This is a genomic window from Companilactobacillus sp. RD055328 (assembly GCF_022835675.1).
In the GTDB taxonomy this organism is placed as follows: Bacteria; Bacillota; Bacilli; order Lactobacillales; family Lactobacillaceae; genus BQUT01.
In genome coordinates this window covers 106,560-123,252 of sequence record NZ_BQUT01000001.1, presented here as the reverse complement: position 1 = coordinate 123,252, position 16,693 = coordinate 106,560, and the positions used below count along the sequence as shown (strand labels likewise).

At 34.2% G+C, this 16,693-nt stretch carries 17 protein-coding genes; 13 read left to right on the top strand and 4 right to left on the bottom strand.

Going from position 1 to position 16,693, the window contains the following annotated elements:
* Positions 1 to 19: 19 nt before the first annotated feature.
* Both adhP and RD055328_RS00605 read left to right on the top strand, forming a co-directional pair.
* Positions 20 to 1,033, top strand: coding sequence for an alcohol dehydrogenase AdhP (gene adhP, locus RD055328_RS00610; RefSeq protein ID WP_244086895.1), 1,014 nt, complete (start codon positions 20 to 22; stop codon positions 1,031 to 1,033).
* Positions 1,034 to 1,128: 95 nt separating this feature from the next.
* Positions 1,129 to 2,604 carry a DHA2 family efflux MFS transporter permease subunit gene (locus RD055328_RS00605; protein WP_375708053.1) on the top strand — a complete coding sequence of 492 codons (1,476 nt, stop codon included), beginning with the start codon at positions 1,129 to 1,131 and terminating at the stop codon, positions 2,602 to 2,604.
* Positions 2,605 to 2,629: 25 nt separating this feature from the next.
* On the opposite strand, the gene RD055328_RS00600 is transcribed toward RD055328_RS00605, so the two are convergent.
* The 3 genes from RD055328_RS00600 to RD055328_RS00590 all read right to left on the bottom strand — a co-directional run bounded on the left by RD055328_RS00600 (position 2,630) and on the right by RD055328_RS00590 (position 3,840).
* Positions 2,630 to 2,950, bottom strand: coding sequence for a multidrug efflux SMR transporter (locus RD055328_RS00600; protein ID WP_244086893.1), 321 nt, complete (start codon positions 2,948 to 2,950; stop codon positions 2,630 to 2,632).
* Positions 2,951 to 3,065: 115 nt separating this feature from the next.
* The gene (locus tag RD055328_RS00595; RefSeq protein WP_244086892.1) at positions 3,066 to 3,350 is read right to left on the bottom strand and encodes a rhodanese-like domain-containing protein; all 285 of its coding nucleotides are present in this window, start codon (positions 3,348 to 3,350) and stop codon (positions 3,066 to 3,068) included.
* Positions 3,351 to 3,354: 4 nt separating this feature from the next.
* Positions 3,355 to 3,840, bottom strand: coding sequence for a methylated-DNA--[protein]-cysteine S-methyltransferase (locus tag RD055328_RS00590; RefSeq protein ID WP_244086891.1), 486 nt, complete (start codon positions 3,838 to 3,840; stop codon positions 3,355 to 3,357).
* Positions 3,841 to 3,933: 93 nt separating this feature from the next.
* Between RD055328_RS00590 and RD055328_RS00585 the strand changes: the two genes are divergently transcribed.
* The 11 genes from RD055328_RS00585 (at position 3,934) to RD055328_RS00535 (ending at position 14,600) form a co-directional block, all read left to right on the top strand.
* The gene (locus RD055328_RS00585) at positions 3,934 to 4,542 is read left to right on the top strand and encodes an Ada metal-binding domain-containing protein (protein WP_244086890.1); all 609 of its coding nucleotides are present in this window, start codon (positions 3,934 to 3,936) and stop codon (positions 4,540 to 4,542) included.
* Positions 4,543 to 4,786: 244 nt separating this feature from the next.
* Positions 4,787 to 5,761, top strand: a complete 975-nt coding sequence (locus RD055328_RS00580) for a mannose/fructose/sorbose PTS transporter subunit IIA (RefSeq protein WP_244086889.1) — start codon at positions 4,787 to 4,789, stop codon at positions 5,759 to 5,761.
* A gap of 23 nt (positions 5,762 to 5,784) precedes the next feature.
* Positions 5,785 to 6,600: a PTS mannose/fructose/sorbose transporter subunit IIC gene (locus tag RD055328_RS00575; protein WP_244086888.1), complete on the top strand. Its 816-nt coding sequence runs from the start codon at positions 5,785 to 5,787 to the stop codon at positions 6,598 to 6,600.
* A 17-nt stretch (positions 6,601 to 6,617) separates the two neighbouring features.
* Entirely contained in the window at positions 6,618 to 7,529 is a 912-nt protein-coding gene (locus RD055328_RS00570; RefSeq protein WP_244086887.1) for a PTS system mannose/fructose/sorbose family transporter subunit IID, read from the top strand.
* Between the two features lie 210 nt (positions 7,530 to 7,739).
* Positions 7,740 to 8,579, top strand: a complete 840-nt coding sequence (locus tag RD055328_RS00565) for a PRD domain-containing protein (RefSeq protein WP_244086886.1) — start codon at positions 7,740 to 7,742, stop codon at positions 8,577 to 8,579.
* Between the two features lie 100 nt (positions 8,580 to 8,679).
* The gene (locus tag RD055328_RS00560) at positions 8,680 to 10,635 is read left to right on the top strand and encodes a beta-glucoside-specific PTS transporter subunit IIABC (RefSeq protein ID WP_244086885.1); all 1,956 of its coding nucleotides are present in this window, start codon (positions 8,680 to 8,682) and stop codon (positions 10,633 to 10,635) included.
* A 21-nt stretch (positions 10,636 to 10,656) separates the two neighbouring features.
* The gene (locus RD055328_RS00555) at positions 10,657 to 12,087 is read left to right on the top strand and encodes a 6-phospho-beta-glucosidase (RefSeq protein ID WP_244086884.1); all 1,431 of its coding nucleotides are present in this window, start codon (positions 10,657 to 10,659) and stop codon (positions 12,085 to 12,087) included.
* Positions 12,088 to 12,171: 84 nt separating this feature from the next.
* The gene (locus RD055328_RS00550; protein ID WP_244086883.1) at positions 12,172 to 12,549 is read left to right on the top strand and encodes a DUF956 family protein; all 378 of its coding nucleotides are present in this window, start codon (positions 12,172 to 12,174) and stop codon (positions 12,547 to 12,549) included.
* Positions 12,550 to 12,668: 119 nt separating this feature from the next.
* On the top strand, positions 12,669 to 12,875 hold the full coding sequence (locus RD055328_RS00545; protein ID WP_244086882.1) for a hypothetical protein: 207 nt from the start codon (positions 12,669 to 12,671) through the stop codon (positions 12,873 to 12,875).
* Between the two features lie 70 nt (positions 12,876 to 12,945).
* Positions 12,946 to 13,827: a cation diffusion facilitator family transporter gene (locus RD055328_RS00540; RefSeq protein ID WP_244086881.1), complete on the top strand. Its 882-nt coding sequence runs from the start codon at positions 12,946 to 12,948 to the stop codon at positions 13,825 to 13,827.
* 98 nt (positions 13,828 to 13,925) lie between these two features.
* A complete protein-coding gene (locus RD055328_RS00535; RefSeq protein WP_244086880.1) occupies positions 13,926 to 14,600 on the top strand; it encodes a 2,3-diphosphoglycerate-dependent phosphoglycerate mutase in 675 nt (224 codons plus the stop codon).
* A gap of 18 nt (positions 14,601 to 14,618) precedes the next feature.
* Here RD055328_RS00535 and RD055328_RS00530 read toward each other — a convergent pair whose 3' ends face one another.
* Positions 14,619 to 16,685 carry a KUP/HAK/KT family potassium transporter gene (locus RD055328_RS00530; protein WP_244087145.1) on the bottom strand — a complete coding sequence of 689 codons (2,067 nt, stop codon included), beginning with the start codon at positions 16,683 to 16,685 and terminating at the stop codon, positions 14,619 to 14,621.
* Between the last annotated feature and the right edge of the window lie 8 nt (positions 16,686 to 16,693).

Below are 16,693 nucleotides of genomic sequence, written 5' to 3'. Positions count from 1 at the left end.
AAAATGTGAGGTAGTGATTATGCGTGCAGCAGTTGTTACAAAAGATCATAGAGTAGATATTATTGATAAAAAATTACGCCCAATAAAGTTTAATGAAGCTAAAGTAAAAATGGAGTATTGTGGTGTTTGTCATACAGACTTACATGTTAAAAACGCTGACTTTGGTGATGTTACCGGACGTACTTTAGGTCATGAAGGAATTGGTAAAGTTATAGAAGTTGGAAGTGATGTTACAACCTTAAAGGTTGGCGATAGGGTTAGTGTCGCTTGGTTCTTTAAAGGATGCGGACATTGTGAATATTGTGTTAATGGACAAGAAACATTCTGTCGTTCAGCACAAAATGCTGGCTACACTGTTGATGGTGGGATGGCTGAAGAATGCATAGTTGATGCAGATTATGCCGTTAAGGTTCCTGAAAAATTAGATCCTGCAAAAGCAAGTAGTATAACATGTGCTGGTGTTACAACTTATAAGGCCATCAAAGTTTCACATATTAAATCAGGACAATGGATAGCAATATTTGGCATGGGTGGACTTGGTAATTTAGCACTTCAATATGCAAAGAATGTGTTTAATGCCAAAGTGATCGCTATTGATATTAATGATGAGAAACTAGCAGTTGCCAAAAAATTAGGAGCTGACGAAGTCATTAATGGAAAAGAAGTAGATGTAGTTCAAAAAGTCAAAGAAATCACTGGTGAAGGTGTACAATCTACCGTAATAACAGCTGTTTCTAAAGTTGCCTTTAACCAAGCTGTAGATATTGTGAAAGCTGCTGGCCGTGTTGTGGCTGTTGGACTACCAACAGATACTATGGATCTATCTATTCCAAGATTAGTGCTTGATGGAATTGAAGTTGTAGGTTCATTAGTAGGTACTCGTGAAGACTTAAGGGAAGCTTTTGAATTTGGGGCACAAGGTGCCGTTGATCCGATTGTTGCATTACGTCCATTAGAAGATATTAATGATATTTTAGAAGAAATGGAACAAGGAAAAATAACCGGAAGAATGGTAATTGATTTTTCTAAGTAGGTATTAAAAAAACGCTATTTATAGCGTTTTTTTTGTTGCATAACATTTAACAATTTAATTGAATGTGAATATAGTAGTGGTATAAGAAATAGGAGATGATGAGCATGTTAGAAAAGAAAAACAACTCAACGCTCATTATGGTTGCTATTTTCATTGCTACGTTCATGACTTCAATTGAAGCAACAATTGTAACAACAGCATTGCCAACCATAATATCCGAATTAAAAGGATTATCAATGCAGAGTTGGGTGTTTTCAGCATATTTACTAACTTCCGCTATTAGTACACCAATTTATGGGAAATTAGCAGATACAATCGGTCGTAAGAAAATATTCTTAGGAGGAATAATTTTATTTTGTTTAGGTTCATTTCTTTGTGGGATAGCGCCTAATATTCAATCATTAATTATTTTTAGAGCTATTCAAGGACTTGGAACCGGAGCAATAATGCCAATTACGTTTACAATTATTGCTGATTTATTTTCATACGAAAAACGTTCCAGTAAAATTGCATTCAATAATACCGCTTGGGGTATATCTGCATTATTTGGACCACTTGTAGGTGGGTTCATTGTAGAAAAACTTAACTGGCATTGGATATTCTTTATTAATCTACCACTAGGATTAATTGTTGCTCTGATAATTTTGTTTTCATATCAAGAAATAACTAAAGTTAAATCTGAGTTCAAAATCGATTATCGTGGAATTGTTTTGTTATCGATAACATTATTATTAGTCTTACTATTATTCCAGGCTTTAGGAACGAATATAAAGATTGGTGAAATTGTAATCTTTGCTTTAGCAATTATTATATTTAGTTATTTCTTTATTAAGACTGAATATCATGTTATGGATCCAATTATCCCATTAGATATATTTAAGAATCGTACATTTACAATACAAATAGTTACAGCTTTAGTTCTAAGTGGAGTACAAATGGCTTATCAAATATACTTCCCAATTTGGTTGCAATCAGTATATTCACTAAGTCCATCAATGGCAGGGCTTGCGATCACACCGAGTTCAATTATGTGGTTAGTGGGTTCATTTTTTGTGGGGATGTTAATTACTAAATATGCTCCGAGAACGATTATTATGCCACTAATTATTATTCAAGCATTGTGTTATTTACCATTAGTCTTTGCCGCGACCCAATTCCCACAAATATTCTTTTATATAATTGCCGCAACTAACGGGTTAATTATGGGGGTTATTATTACAACAAATACTGTGATCTCACAACGTTTAGTACCTAAAGAAAACTTAGGTACGGCGTCATCAATGTTTACGCTAGGAAGAACGTTAGGCCAAACTATTATGACAAGTGTCTTTGGACTAGTTTTCAATGCTTCTACACAGTCCCAGTTAAAGCAATATTCAGACGTCTCAATTAATCAAATATCTAATGATATTAGTACAGTTACAAAAGGGACTATTAATGGACATTTAAGTAGTGAAATCAATCAAATTATCATAAATAATATGCACAGTATTTTTATGATAGTAATTCTCCTATTTGTAATAGTTTTTATTGCTAATTATTTAGATAATAAGAAAAGTATTGTGGAATAAAAAAGCACTCTAAAAGAGTGTTTTTTTAATGGCCACTAGTAGCTTTAATTCCAATAATTCCTATAAGTAGTAAAGAAATGAACAGCCAGGTTATTGGAGAAATCTGTTCTTTGAATAAAAATAAACCAATTAGAATTGAACCTAAAGCTCCAACCCCTGTCCAAATCGGATAAGCAATACTTAATGGTAGATTCTTAGTTGCTTTTATTAAAAAATAAAAGCTAAAAATCATTCCAACAATTGTTAGTATTGAATAATTGATTTTAGAAAAACCATGGCTTAATTTCATAGTGGTTGCCCACCAAACTTCACCAATACCTGCAATTAATAGATAAATCCATGACATAATATGTTTCCTCCAAAAAAATAGCCACCGGTTATTTAACCTCTACAAAGACCTAAAGAAGTTAATAATGCCCGGTGGCAATTTGTTTAATAACACTATTCTAGCAAATCATTTCTTATTCGTAAAACTCTAGCATGCCACCTTTAACATTGATTACTTCAAAACCTTCATCTTCCATCATTATACCGGCTTGAACGGAACGGCGACCCGAACGGCAAATAAGATAATACGTATCATTTTTATCTAGGGTTTCTATTGCCTTTGGAAATGTACTTAAAGGCAATAGAGTAGCTTGGTCAATATGACTTTGGGCATATTCATCAACTTCACGTACATCTAATAGGTTGATGTTTGATTTTTTTAATAGTTCTTTTAATTCAGTAACGGTAATTGATTTCATAATGTCACTTCTTTTCTAAGTTTAGTAAGTATTGTTTTAAAGGTAATCCAGCGCGATATCCACCAAGAGAGCCGTTTTTTCTAATTACACGATGACAAGGAATCATGAATAATACGGGATTTTTTGCCACAGCAGTGGCAACTGCTCGAGTAGCTGTTGGCTGATTTATTGTTGAGGCAAGACTAGAATAATCAGTCAGTTCACTATATTTAACTTGGCTAAGAGCAGAATATACAGATTTTTGAAATGCTGTAGACCAAGATAAATCAATGGCTTGATTAAATTCAATAAGTTTGCCAGATAAATATGAGATGAGTTCTTCTTTAATAGTGTTATTAGCTTTTTTTATTATTTTTTCAGGTTTAATGAAATCGTTCATCTCGTTAATGTCACTGTTTGGTGAACCAATAAAGCATATTCCTATATCGGTATAAGCATAGATGAAACTTTGATTTTGATAGATGAAATCATCATAATAAACAATCGCCATAAGAAACCTCATTATTATTAATTTTTTTTAAAATCTAGCTTTTATATACCAAAAATACGGTTAGTTTATATATTATATCCTTGAGGTATCGAAATGTCACAACTTAGAATTACTGAAAAAAGATGGCAAGCTATCATTAATAAAGATAGTGAATATGATGATAAATTCGTATATGCACGCAAAAATAGCAAAATATTCTGTGCTCCTTCTTGTGATTACAATATTGTTGATAGAAATAATATTGAACTATTTAATAGTGCAAAAGAAGCGCGGGCAAAGAGTTATTTGCCATGCAAAAAATGTCATCCTATGGATGACCGACTTACTGCAAGCGAATGGATCATAGAAATAGATAATATTTTGAAAATTAATTATCAAAAAGACTTAAATCTAGATGATATTGCTCAACTTGCTCATGGAGCACCGTATTATTTACACCATCAATATAAAGAACATACTTCAAAAACACCATTAGAAAAACTTACTGAAATTAGAATAGCTAAAAGTAAGAATCTTCTTAAAACTTCAGCATTAAGTATTCCTGAAGTTGCTCAAGAAGTTGGCATAAATAATCCTGCTTATTTTAGTACATTATTTAAAAAACATGTTGGACAAACTCCGCTTAAATTTAGAAAAGAACATCCAAATAATCAATTAAGCGAACTTTTGAAGTCGATTTCGATGAATTTACAACAAACATAATTTGAAATGATGTATACCAATTTTGTTCATTAGCTAACAAACATACCTAGATACCAATTTTTTAAGGGTTTATTAAATTGCATAAAAAAAGACCACTTTTACAGTAAAAAAGTGGTCTTTTTTGTTTTTCTATTCTATAATTGATAACGTTCACAAAGTTGTTATGTGAGCCAAGATAACGGTTTCATATTTTATTGCAATTATTTTATTATTTGAAGCCAATAATATATAAGGAGGTTTTGTAATGGTTGGAATTATTATTGCCAGTCATGGTGAATTTGCAGATGGTATTAAACAATCTGGACAAATGATCTTTGGCGAACAAGAAGACGTACAATCAGTTACATTCATGCCAAATGAAGGACCAGATGATCTTAAAGCTCATTTGGAAGAAGCAGTTAAGAATCTTAGTTCTGACGATCAAGTTCTTTTCTTAGTCGATTTATGGGGTGGTTCACCTTTTAATCAAGCTAATAACTTGTTTGAAGGACATAAAGATAACTGGGCTATCGTCACCGGACTTAACTTGCCAATGCTAATTGAGGCATATTCAGCAAGAATGTCGATGGACAAAGCTCAAGATATTGCTAAATCAATTCTTGGCGCAGCAAAAGAAGGTGTTAAGGCTAAACCAGAAAGTCTAGATGTGGTTGAACCTGCTAAAAAGGCTACAGCAAAAGCTGCACCTGCTGGTGGTAAACCAGGAAAAATGACTTATGGTCTAGCTCGTATCGATTCTCGTTTATTGCATGGTCAAGTTGCTACAACTTGGACAAAGACTTCTAAAGCAACACGTATTATTGTTGTTTCAGACGCAGTTGCTAAAGACGAACTTCGTAAGAACTTGATTAGAGATGCTGCACCTGCTGGTGTTACAGCTCACGTTGTACCAATCAAGAAGATGATTGAAATAGCAAACGATGATAAACACTTCGGTGGAGAAAGAGCATTGCTTCTATTCGAAACACCAGAAGATGTACTTACTGCAATTCAAGGTGGACTTCCGGTTCAAGAGATTAATGTCGGTTCTATGGCACACTCAACAGGTAAAGTTCAACCAAACAAAGTTTTAGCTTTTGATCAAAAAGATATTGATACATTTGAAAAACTTAAAAAACTTGGTATCAAGTTTGATGTCCGTAAAGTTCCTGCTGATTCAGGGGACAACATGGATGCCATCTTGAAAAAAGCACAAAACGAAATTAACAAAGGGAAATAAATCTTAATTAAGGAGTTATAACTATGCATGATTTAAACTTTATTCAAATTATTTTAGTTTTGTTAGTTGCATTCCTTGCTGGTATGGAAGGTATCTTGGATCAATTCCATTTCCATCAACCAGTAATCGCATGTACACTAATCGGACTTGTAACTGGTAACTTAGTTCCATGTATCATCCTTGGTGGTACACTTCAAATGATTGCTCTTGGATGGGCAAACGTTGGAGCTGCTGTTGCTCCTGATGCTGCTTTAGCATCAATTGCTTCTGCAATTATTCTTGTTCTAGGTGGACAAGGCGAAAAAGGTGTAAAAACTGCTATCGCTATTGCTGTTCCTCTAGCTGTTGCTGGATTACTTCTAACAATTCTTGTTCGTACATTAACAACTGGTGTTGTTCATGCTATGGATAAAGCTGCTGAAGAAGGTAGCTTTGTTAAAATTGATATGTGGCAATATATTGCTATTGCAATGCAAGGTCTACGTATCGCAATTCCTGCTGGATTAATCTTAGCCGTAGGTACTGAAACAGTTAGTTCATGGTTAAACATGATTCCTACAAAACTTTCTGATGGTCTTGCTATCGGTGGTGGTATGGTTGTTGCCGTAGGTTATGCTATGGTTATCAACATGATGGCTTCAAAAGAAGTATGGCCATTCTTCGCTATTGGTTTCGTACTTGCAACTGTTACAGATATTACATTGATTGGTCTTGGTGCTATTGGACTTTCAATGGCTATTATCTACCTTGCACTTTCAAAACAAGGCAGTGGCTCAAATAACGACGGTGGAAGCTCAAACACAGGCGACCCAGTCGGCGATATCATAGATGATTACTAAGAAGGAGGGAAATAAAAATGGCAGATAAAATTACTTTAACAAAAAGAGATAGAATTTCCGTTTGGCTTCGTTCTACTTTCCTTCAAGGATCATGGAACTACGAACGTATGCAAAATGGTGGTTGGGCTTATACTTTAATCCCAGCTCTTAAAAAATTATATAAAACAAAAGAAGACCGTGCCGCAGCACTAAAACGTCACTTGGAATTCTTTAATACACATCCATACTTAGCTTCACCAGTTCTTGGTGTTACTATGGCTCTTGAAGAAGAACGTGCTAACGGTGCTCCCGTTACTGATGTTACTATTCAAGGTGTTAAAGTTGGTATGATGGGTCCTTTAGCCGGTGTTGGTGATCCCGTATTCTGGTTTACTGTTAAACCTATTATTGGTGCTATTGCTGCTTCACTAGCTATGACTGGTAGTATTGTTGGACCACTTCTATACTTTATTGCATGGAATGCAATTCGTATGTCATTTACATGGTTCACTCAAGAATTTGGTTACCGTGCTGGTTCAAAAATCAGTGATGACCTTTCAGGTGGACTTCTAAGAGATGTTACTAAGGGTGCTTCAATTCTTGGTATGTTCATTCTTGGATCATTGGTTAACCGTTGGGTTGCTGTTAAGTTTACACCAGTTGTTTCATCAGTTAAGCTTGATTCAAAAGCATACATTCACTGGGACAAACTTCCAGATGGTGCTCAAGGTATCAAGTCAGCATTAGAACAACAAGCTGCTGGTATGCAAATGGATGCAACTAAAGTTACAACATTGCAACAAAACTTGGATCAATTGATCCCAGGTCTTGCTGGATTATTATTAACATTCTTCTGTATGTGGTTACTAAAGAAGAAAGTTTCACCAATTATTATTATCTTCGGATTATTCGCAGTCGGAATTCTTTTCCACTACATGAACCTTATGTAATCAAATAATAAGCAACTTAAAAGACTTCGAAATTTTTCGAAGTCTTTTATTGTTTTTTAATTGACAGCGCTTACACAGGGGTATATATTTTTAATTAAGCAAGTGTGTTACTGATTCGATCAGGCATGAACCTACTAATTAGTTGTGCAATATTATTTGTATACCAATTGGTAGGTTTTTTGTTTGACTGAAAGGAGGCTAATCTAAAAAGTGAAATTTATTAAGAATTTTAATAATAATGCTGCCTTGGTCAGAGATGATAAGAATTCGGAGTTCGTCGTAGTTGGGAAGGGCGTTGGTTTTGGGAAAAAAATTGGGCAAGAAATTGATGAGAACAAAGTTGAACATCGCTATAAAGCTGCTGACGATACTAATAGTGAATTAAAAACCTTAATAGAAATTTCTTCAGAAGTGTTACAGACAGTCGATGAAATCATTAAACATGCTGAAGAAGTTCTTAAAATCACTTTTGATGATTATCAATATTTAACACTTGCTGATCATGTAGATTTTGCTGTAAAGCGCGCTCAGCAAAAGGTTGAAGTGATAGAGGGTGCAATTAATTGGAGTATCAGTAATATGTACCCTAAGGAATATCAAGTTGCTCTAGATTCATTGGAAGTAGTGGAAAAAAATCTAGTGATAAAATTAGATAAAGGTGAAGCAATATTCTTCACTTATCATTTTTTAAATGCTGCTTCTGAGAATGAAGAAATGCAAGATACAATTTATATTGCTGAGTTAATCAATCACATAGTTGAAATAACTCAGTATCAATATGGTGAGCTAATTGACAATAAATCATTTAATTACAGCCGATTTATTGCTCACTTACGTATGTTTATCTTGCATCACTTGAATAGTGAAGAAGTAGCAGCAGATGAGCTAGATCCAAGTTTTACATCGTTGATGCGAATGAAATATCCTAATGCATATGAAACGGTGGGAATCATTACTGATTTTTTAGAGAAAACTGAACATTGGCAGTTAACATCTGATGAAAAAGTTTATCTCTCGTTACATATTTTTAGAGTTACACATAAAAAATAAACAAAATAGGTGTGTTACCGCAAAAGCGGGCATTAACCCAAATATGAAGAGATTTGTAATCTCTTTGTGTTTGGGTTTTTATTTTGGAAAGAGGAAGAATATGGCATATGAAGAAATTGCAAAAATAATTGTCGACGGCGTTGGTGGACGCAAAAATGTTAAGAGTGTCATCCATTGTACGACGAGATTGAGATTTAAGTTGGATGACGAAAAAAAAGCCAAAACGGATGTTTTGAAAAATACTGATGGTATTGTAACTGTGGTTGAATCCGGTGGGCAATATCAAGTTGTTATTGGTAATAAAGTTGCTGATGTCTATAAAACAGTTTTAAGTGAATTAGGAATGGATGAGCAAGAAGCTAATTCTGATGTTAGTTCAGGTAATTTGCTAGATAGGTTTGTTGATTTAATTTCTGGAATATTTGCACCTGCACTTGGATACATGGCGGCAACCGGTATGATTAAAGGATTGGCTGCATTGTGCTTAAGTCTAGGTTGGTTGTCAGATAAGAGTGGAACTTATGTCATCTTAAACGCCTTAGGTGATTCGTTCTTCTACTTCTTACCAATCTTGTTAGGATATACAGCTAGTTTAAAATTCAAAGTTAGTCCTATTATGGGAATGGTTCTAGGTGCAACTTTAGTATATCCATCAATTGTAGCGATCGCCCCAGCAACATTAGCTGCGGCTGGAACTAAACCACTATTTACACTATTTACTGGAACAATTTTCGCATCTCCTGTTTACGATACATTCCTTGGAATACCAGTAATTATGATGAACTATACTTCATCGGTTATTCCAATAATTTTAGCGGTTTGGTTTGCTTCTAAAGTTAATAAATTAACTGAGAAATATATTCCAGAATCTACGAAAATATTCCTTGTACCTTTTGTGAATTTATTAATTTCAATTCCAGTAACATTATTAGTAATTGGACCTATCTCTACTTGGGCAAGTAATGCAGTTGGGGCTGCAAGTATTACTTTGATTGACTTCAGTCCAATTGTTGCAGGTCTAGTGCTAGGTGGATTATGGCAAGTATTGGTTATGTTTGGATTACATTGGGGACTTATTCCAATTGCAATCCTTAATATGTCGCAAGGTGGAGCAGATCCAATGTTAGTTTTAACATTCGCTTGCTCATGGGCACAAATTGCTTCAGTTCTAGCCATCACAATGAGAACAAAGAACGAGAAACTTAAAGGACTTGGAATTTCAGCATTTATCACAGGAATCTTTGGAATTACTGAGCCAGCAATTTATGGTATCACACTCCCACGTAGAAAACCTTTTATTATCAGTTGTATTGGTGGAGCTATCGGTGGGGCAATTATTGGAATGTTTGGTTCCAAGGGTTATCAAATGGGTGGAATGGGGGTCTTTGCACTTCCTTCATATATCAGTCCACAAGGTGGCATCGGAATGCCATTCTGGGGAACTATTATTGGTGCAGCAGTTGGCTTCATTGTTGCCTTAGTTCTTACATTAATGTTTGGTATTTCTAAAGAAGATTTAGTTGAAGAAAAAACAGTAGTTGCTACACCAGCTGGAAATATGGCCGTTGATATAAATGAAGTAAATACAAATGATCTTTCAGTTATTGAAGATATTAGTAGTCCGTTAAATGGTGAAATAATTCCAATAGAAAAAGTAAAAGACGAAGTATTTGCCTCAAAAGCAATGGGATCAGGAATAGCTATTCAACCAACTGACGGTAAGCTATACGCACCTGCTGATGGTAAAGTTGAAATGATTTTTCCAACCGGTCACGCTATTGGTATTTCTACTAACAACGGAGCACAAATTATGGTTCACCTAGGAATGGATACTGTACAACTTGATGGTAAATTCTTTGAAACACATGTAAAAAAATATGATGAAGTAAAAAAGGGTCAATTATTGATTGACTTTGACTTAGATGAAATTAAAAAAGCTGGTTACGATATGGAAACGCCAATCGTAGTAACTAACACCAATGATTATCAAGTTGTTGAACCGTTGAAAAGAAGTGGTGCAATTAAAGTTGGTGAAGAAATTCTAGAACTAAAATAAAACTAAGGAGAATATTATATTATGACATCAAAATTTCCTGAAAATTTCTTATGGGGTGGTGCTACTGCTGCCAATCAATGTGAAGGTGCTTATCAAGAGGGTGGCAAAGGAATGTCATTGGTTGATGTTCTACCCACTGGACCTAATGGACGTATGGAAGCATTGCTGAATCCTAATAAAGCAGTTGAAACGGATTATGGATTCTATCCTAGTCATAAGTCAATTGATCATTTCCATCATTATCAAGAAGACATCAAATTATTTGCAGAAATGGGATTCAAAGTTTATCGGCTTTCAATTAGTTGGCCTAGAATTTTTCCAAACGGTGATGAAAAAATACCTAATGAAGCTGGCTTAGAATTCTATGACAAAGTTTTTGCTGAATGTAAAAAATACAATATTGAACCTCTAGTAACAATTAATCATTTCGACACACCATTAGCATTACTTGATAAATGTAATGGTTGGACTGATCGTGTTTTGATTGATTACTATCTTAACTTCTGTGAGGCCTTATTTAAACGTTATAAGGATGTTGTGAAATATTGGCTAACATTCAATGAAATCAATATGATTTTGCATTTGCCTTTCTTGGGAGGCGGAATGGATGTTACTCAAGCAAGTAATCCAAAACAATTACAATATCAAGCAGCTCATCATCAATTAGTTGCTTCAGCATTAGCTACTAAACTAGCTCATGAAATTAATCCAGATTTCCAAATTGGGTGTATGTTAGCAGCTGGAAAAACATATCCAGCCACACCAAATCCAAAGGATGTTTTTGAAGCAATGAAGATTGATCGTGAAGGATATTTCTTTGTTGATGTCCAATCACGTGGATACTATCCTAATTATGCTAAAAGTATGTTCAAAAAAGAAAATATCAATTTGAAGATAGAAGATACTGACGAAGAGATTCTTCGTAAGTATACAGTCGACTTCATTTCATTCAGTTACTATGCCTCAAAAATGACCAGTGCAGATCCTGAAAAGATGGCAGAAACTGAAGGAAATGTTTTCCCATCATTGAAGAATCCATATCTAAAAACTAGTGAATGGGGATGGCAAACAGATGCCTTAGGAATGCGTGTGACAATGAATGATCTCTATGATCGTTACCAAAAACCATTGTTTATTGTAGAAAATGGGCTAGGGGCTAAAGACACTATCACTGAAGATGGCAAAATTCATGATGATTATCGAATTGAATATTTAAGGGATAACATTGAAGAAATGGGTAATGCAATTGAAGATGGTGTTGAGTGTTTAGGTTATACTAGCTGGGGATGTATTGATTTAATCAGTGCAGGAACTGGTGAAATGGCAAAGCGTTACGGATATATCTATGTCGATCGTGATAATGAAGGCAATGGTAGCCTTAAACGAATGAAAAAAGATTCATTTGATTGGTACAAAAAAGTTATTGCTTCTAACGGAGAAGATTTAGCTTAAATAAGAGATATGAAAAGCCTTTTTAGAGGCTTTTTTTATGGTAAAATTTAAGTAAGAAATTAATTTAGTTAGTAGGTAAAGTAAATGATTAGTTCAATTAATACCAAGGCTGATCTAACGATTAAGGCTACTTCATTTTTAGGAATGACCAGTTATGGCAAAATCATGATTGGTGATAAGGGATTTGAGTATTTTAGTGATCGTAACATTAATGATTTTATTCAAATACCTTGGAATGAAGTTGACCAAGTAATTGTGTCAGTTGTATTTAATAAATTTATTCCCCGATTTGCAATTAAAACAAAAAAGAATGGGATGTTTACTTTCTCATCAAAAGATTCGAAAAAGACTTTACGAGCAATTAGGGTCTACGTTGGACCTGAAAATATTGTGAAATCTCTATCTTTTTGGGACACTATTAAACGTGGATTTAAAGGAATATTTACTAAGAAGAGCCGTTAATCAGGCTCTTTTTTTCTTTGCAAAAAAAGTTTAAGCAAAGCTATTGATATCTATAATTCATCGTGGTATAACTATCTAGTCGCATAATTAGTTATGCAAAACTTTAGGAGGATTTGGGTATGTTCTTGTTTGATCGTGCGAAGGATTATGAAGTGACTTGTGTGTTTAAGGATAATTCTGGTCAGAAGATTACTAAGAAGAGAGTTTGTCACAATGTTTCGCGTCGTGAAGCTAAGGAAGGTATGAAACACTATATTTTCCGCTCATACTCAAATTCTATGGACGTTCGTCAGTCATTAAAAATAGAAACCAAAGCAACACATTAACCAAAAGCAGATAGACAATAGTCTATCTGCTTTTTATTTGTTACAATAATGAAAAAAGGAGGATAAAAAAGTGGACCATCATAATGATGCTACAGGTAAGAAGTTTTTCTTTGTAACAATTTTGAATGCCTTAATTACAATTATGGAATTTGTAGGTGGACTTGTTTCAGGTTCTTTAAGTTTGTTATCAGATGCAGTACATAATCTTCAAGATACCATTTCAATAGTGATTTCTTATATAGCGCATGTTATTGGTAATAAAAAAAGTAATTCTAATAAGACTTTTGGGTACAAGCGTGCAGAAATTTTAGCCGCATTTATTAACTCAAGTGTGCTAATTGCTATCACGATTCTTCTTGTGATTGAAAGTGTTAAGAGAATTAGTCAACCAAGTGAGATTAATGGTTCTTTGATGATGATTGTAGCTATAATCGGATTAGTTGCTAATGGTGTATCAATGTGGATTTTACTAAAAGATTCTAAAAATAATTTGAACATTAAAGCAACGATGTTACACATGTTGTCAGATACAGTTTCTTCTGTTGGAGTTGTATTAGCTGCAATCTTTGTGCAAGTATTTAATTGGTATTGGGTTGATCCTCTTATTACAATTATTGTCGCTTTGTGGATTATGCGTGAGTCATATGGAGTGGTGAAAGAAACGGTTAATATTTTGATGGAAGCTGGACCTGATATTGACCTTGAAGATGTTAAACAAACTATCATGGAAGTTCCAGGAATCATTAATGTGCATCATGGACATTTATGGATGATTGATGAGAATACAATTATCTTTGATGCGCATATTAACGTAGCTGGCACGCGTAAGGTTATTGATACTGAAGATCTTTATGATGAAGTTGGAAAACTTTTAAAAGAGAGATTCAATATCAGCCATGTAACATTACAATGTGAGTGTAAGTTGGGTATAGAAGAACCAATGATTAAATAGATATAAAAAAGGCCATGAGGAATTTATTCCAATTGGTCTTTTTAATACGTTAAAAATGGTAAAATTACTTAAAATAATTTAATTAGGTATGTGATGATATGGTTTCGTTAATTTTAGTACGACATGGTCAAAGTAAGGCAAATGAAGAAAATATTTATACTGGATGGACTGATAGCCCTTTAACTGTTGAAGGTGAAAATCAGGCAATACAAGCCGGTTTAAAGTTGAAAGATGAATACCATGACTCAATAGATGGTTATCACACATCAGTGCTCTCAAGGGCAATTAAGACTACATATTTAATTCAAGAACAATTAGATGATTTATATAAGCCATTAGCAAAAAATTGGCGATTAAATGAACGTCATTATGGGGCATTACGAGGATTGAATAAAGATGATACGCGAATAACCTATGGTAAGAAACAAGTGGCTATTTGGAGACGTAGTTATGATGCTCGTCCACCAGAATTGAAACAAGCCGATTTGACAACAGGTCGTTATAAATATTTAAATCCACGTTCTATGCCAACGAGTGAAAGTCTAAAAGATGCAACCAATCGAGTAATTCCTTACTATTTGGATAAAGTAGTACCAAGGTTATTAGAAGGAAAGAATCAAATGATTGTGGCACATGGTAGTACTATTCGTGCTTTAGTTAAATATATAGAAGAGATTTCTGATACTGATATTGACGGAGTTGAGATAGATAATGCAGCTCCAGTAATTTATAAATTCGATGAACATTTAAATTTGTGCAATAAAAAAGGCTAGCCATTCGGCTAGTCTTTTTTATTCGTTGTCATCATCATTGATGTCTATTTCTTTTTCAATTTCTAAATCATCAGCTTCTGTCTTATCAACACGTGTTAATTTGAAGCGTTCAACAGGGAGACGACCGATTGTTAATGGCACACGTTCTTCGACAACATCACTGTATGAAAGTCCAAACCAGTTAGCTGGTGAGATGAATTTTTGAAGTTTCAATCTAGTACCAACAACAAACTTGTTGAACCAGTTCTCTTGAGTTTCAGGAGATAATACTTCTTTAATAAGTACGAATGAGAAGTCACCAACCTGACGATCAGGAATTGTAGTATACCTTTGTGGTTGAGGTTTCAACTCACCATTGATCATCATATCGTTAACAATTTGTCTTAAGAAGACATTAACTTTTTGATCGATTCTAAATCCAAGGTATAGTTGAACATTAACCATATAATCAGTGCCAAAGGTTTCTACACTGTAAGCGGATGTATAAGGTTCATCGGTAACATTTACAGTAACAAACCAATAGATACGAGCACGCTTAGGTCTCTTATCAAGAATCGAATAGATAATATTCTTGCGAACTTTGTAACCATCACGAACCTTAGTTAAGTAAACAAGATTTTCCGTATAAAGTGGCATAGTATCATCTTCTTGTAAGTCATGAAGTTGCTTTTTAAAAGCAAGTAATGATACATAATGACGTCTAAATGAATTGTTATCTTTTAAGTAATCACCATATAGCCAAATGAACATGATACAAATCAAGACAAAGGCAATTGACATTGTGATATAAGCACCATTCATAAACTTAGTACTATTAGTAATGAAGAATATGATTTCAATAAAGAAGAAGAACGAAACTATAAGAGTTGAAATAATCTTGCTCAAACTCTTTCTTGAAAGTAACCATTGGTATAAAAGAATGGTTGTCATTAACATTGTAATTGTAATTTCTAAACCATAAACGCCAGACATACGAGCTGATGTTTTGAAGAAGAAAACAATAAAAATACAAGCAATCCAAAGGATATTGTTAACAGTTGGTATATATAGTTGTCCTTTGAAGTTTGTAGGATAAAAAGTCTTCAAACGAGGGAAGATTTTAAGTTTAGTAGCTTCGGAAACCAAAGTATATGATCCGGAAATCAAGGCTTGAGAAGCAATGATAGCTGCTGCGGTAGCTAATAAGACAGCTGCAATTCTTAAAGGTTCAGGTATTGATTGGAAGAAAGGATTCATACCTGACATAGCTTGAAAACTTGCATCATTTCTAAATCTTTCAATCCAAACTGCTTGTCCTAAGTAGTTAAGTAAAAGCATAACCTTAACAAATGGCCAACTACCATAAATGTTACCACGACCGACATGTCCCATATCTGAATATAGAGCTTCGGCACCAGTTGTTGCCAAGAAGATACTACCAAGAATGAATAGTCCATGAATGTTTTGTGGACTCATTAATAGTTTGATAGCGTAGTAGGGATTTAAGGCACGAAGGAATGTCCAGTCGAATGATAAGTTATAAAGTCCCATTAATCCTAAGAACCCGAACCAAAACATCATGATTGGTCCAAAAGCTTTACCGATTAATTCAGTTCCGAATTTTTGAATAAAGAATAAGAACGATAAGATTAATACTGTAATGATAATAACTTGATTTTGACTAGTAATCGGAACTCTATGGAATATTTCCATTCCTTTTAACTCTTCAATCGCTGTAGTAACAGTAACAGCAGGAGTCATCATTCCATCAGCTAAGAACGTTGCACCACCAATCATGGCAGGGATAATCAACCATTTACCACGTTTACGAACCAAAGTGTAAAGGGCGAAAATACCACCTTCGCCATTATTATCTGCTCGAAGAGCAATTATTACATATTTAACAGATGTAACAATTGTTAACGTCCAAAAAATTAATGAAACAATTCCTAAAATAAAATCAGTTGATATAGTATTTAGTCCACCATTTTGTTCAATGATTGTCTTCATAACATAAAGTGGGGAAGTACCAATATCTCCATACACGACACCAAGAGCAATTAATACTCCGGCGAAGCTTAGTTTATTTCTAAGCTTCTTTTTCATCTTCATTT

Bases quoted from the DNA above. Each gene is read 5' to 3' on its own strand.
- adhP (WP_244086895.1), top strand. From the start codon at position 20: ATGCGTGCAGCAGTTGTTACAAAAGATCATAGAGTAGATATTATTGAT.
- RD055328_RS00605 (WP_375708053.1), top strand. From the start codon at position 1,129: ATGATGAGCATGTTAGAAAAGAAAAACAACTCAACGCTCATTATGGTT.
- RD055328_RS00600 (WP_244086893.1), bottom strand. From the start codon at position 2,950: ATGTCATGGATTTATCTATTAATTGCAGGTATTGGTGAAGTTTGGTGG.
- RD055328_RS00595 (WP_244086892.1), bottom strand. From the start codon at position 3,350: ATGAAATCAATTACCGTTACTGAATTAAAAGAACTATTAAAAAAATCA.
- RD055328_RS00590 (WP_244086891.1), bottom strand. From the start codon at position 3,840: ATGGCGATTGTTTATTATGATGATTTCATCTATCAAAATCAAAGTTTC.
- RD055328_RS00585 (WP_244086890.1), top strand. From the start codon at position 3,934: ATGTCACAACTTAGAATTACTGAAAAAAGATGGCAAGCTATCATTAAT.
- RD055328_RS00580 (WP_244086889.1), top strand. From the start codon at position 4,787: ATGGTTGGAATTATTATTGCCAGTCATGGTGAATTTGCAGATGGTATT.
- RD055328_RS00575 (WP_244086888.1), top strand. From the start codon at position 5,785: ATGCATGATTTAAACTTTATTCAAATTATTTTAGTTTTGTTAGTTGCA.
- RD055328_RS00570 (WP_244086887.1), top strand. From the start codon at position 6,618: ATGGCAGATAAAATTACTTTAACAAAAAGAGATAGAATTTCCGTTTGG.
- RD055328_RS00560 (WP_244086885.1), top strand. From the start codon at position 8,680: ATGGCATATGAAGAAATTGCAAAAATAATTGTCGACGGCGTTGGTGGA.
- RD055328_RS00555 (WP_244086884.1), top strand. From the start codon at position 10,657: ATGACATCAAAATTTCCTGAAAATTTCTTATGGGGTGGTGCTACTGCT.
- RD055328_RS00550 (WP_244086883.1), top strand. From the start codon at position 12,172: ATGATTAGTTCAATTAATACCAAGGCTGATCTAACGATTAAGGCTACT.
- RD055328_RS00545 (WP_244086882.1), top strand. From the start codon at position 12,669: ATGTTCTTGTTTGATCGTGCGAAGGATTATGAAGTGACTTGTGTGTTT.
- RD055328_RS00535 (WP_244086880.1), top strand. From the start codon at position 13,926: ATGGTTTCGTTAATTTTAGTACGACATGGTCAAAGTAAGGCAAATGAA.
- RD055328_RS00530 (WP_244087145.1), bottom strand. From the start codon at position 16,685: ATGAAAAAGAAGCTTAGAAATAAACTAAGCTTCGCCGGAGTATTAATT.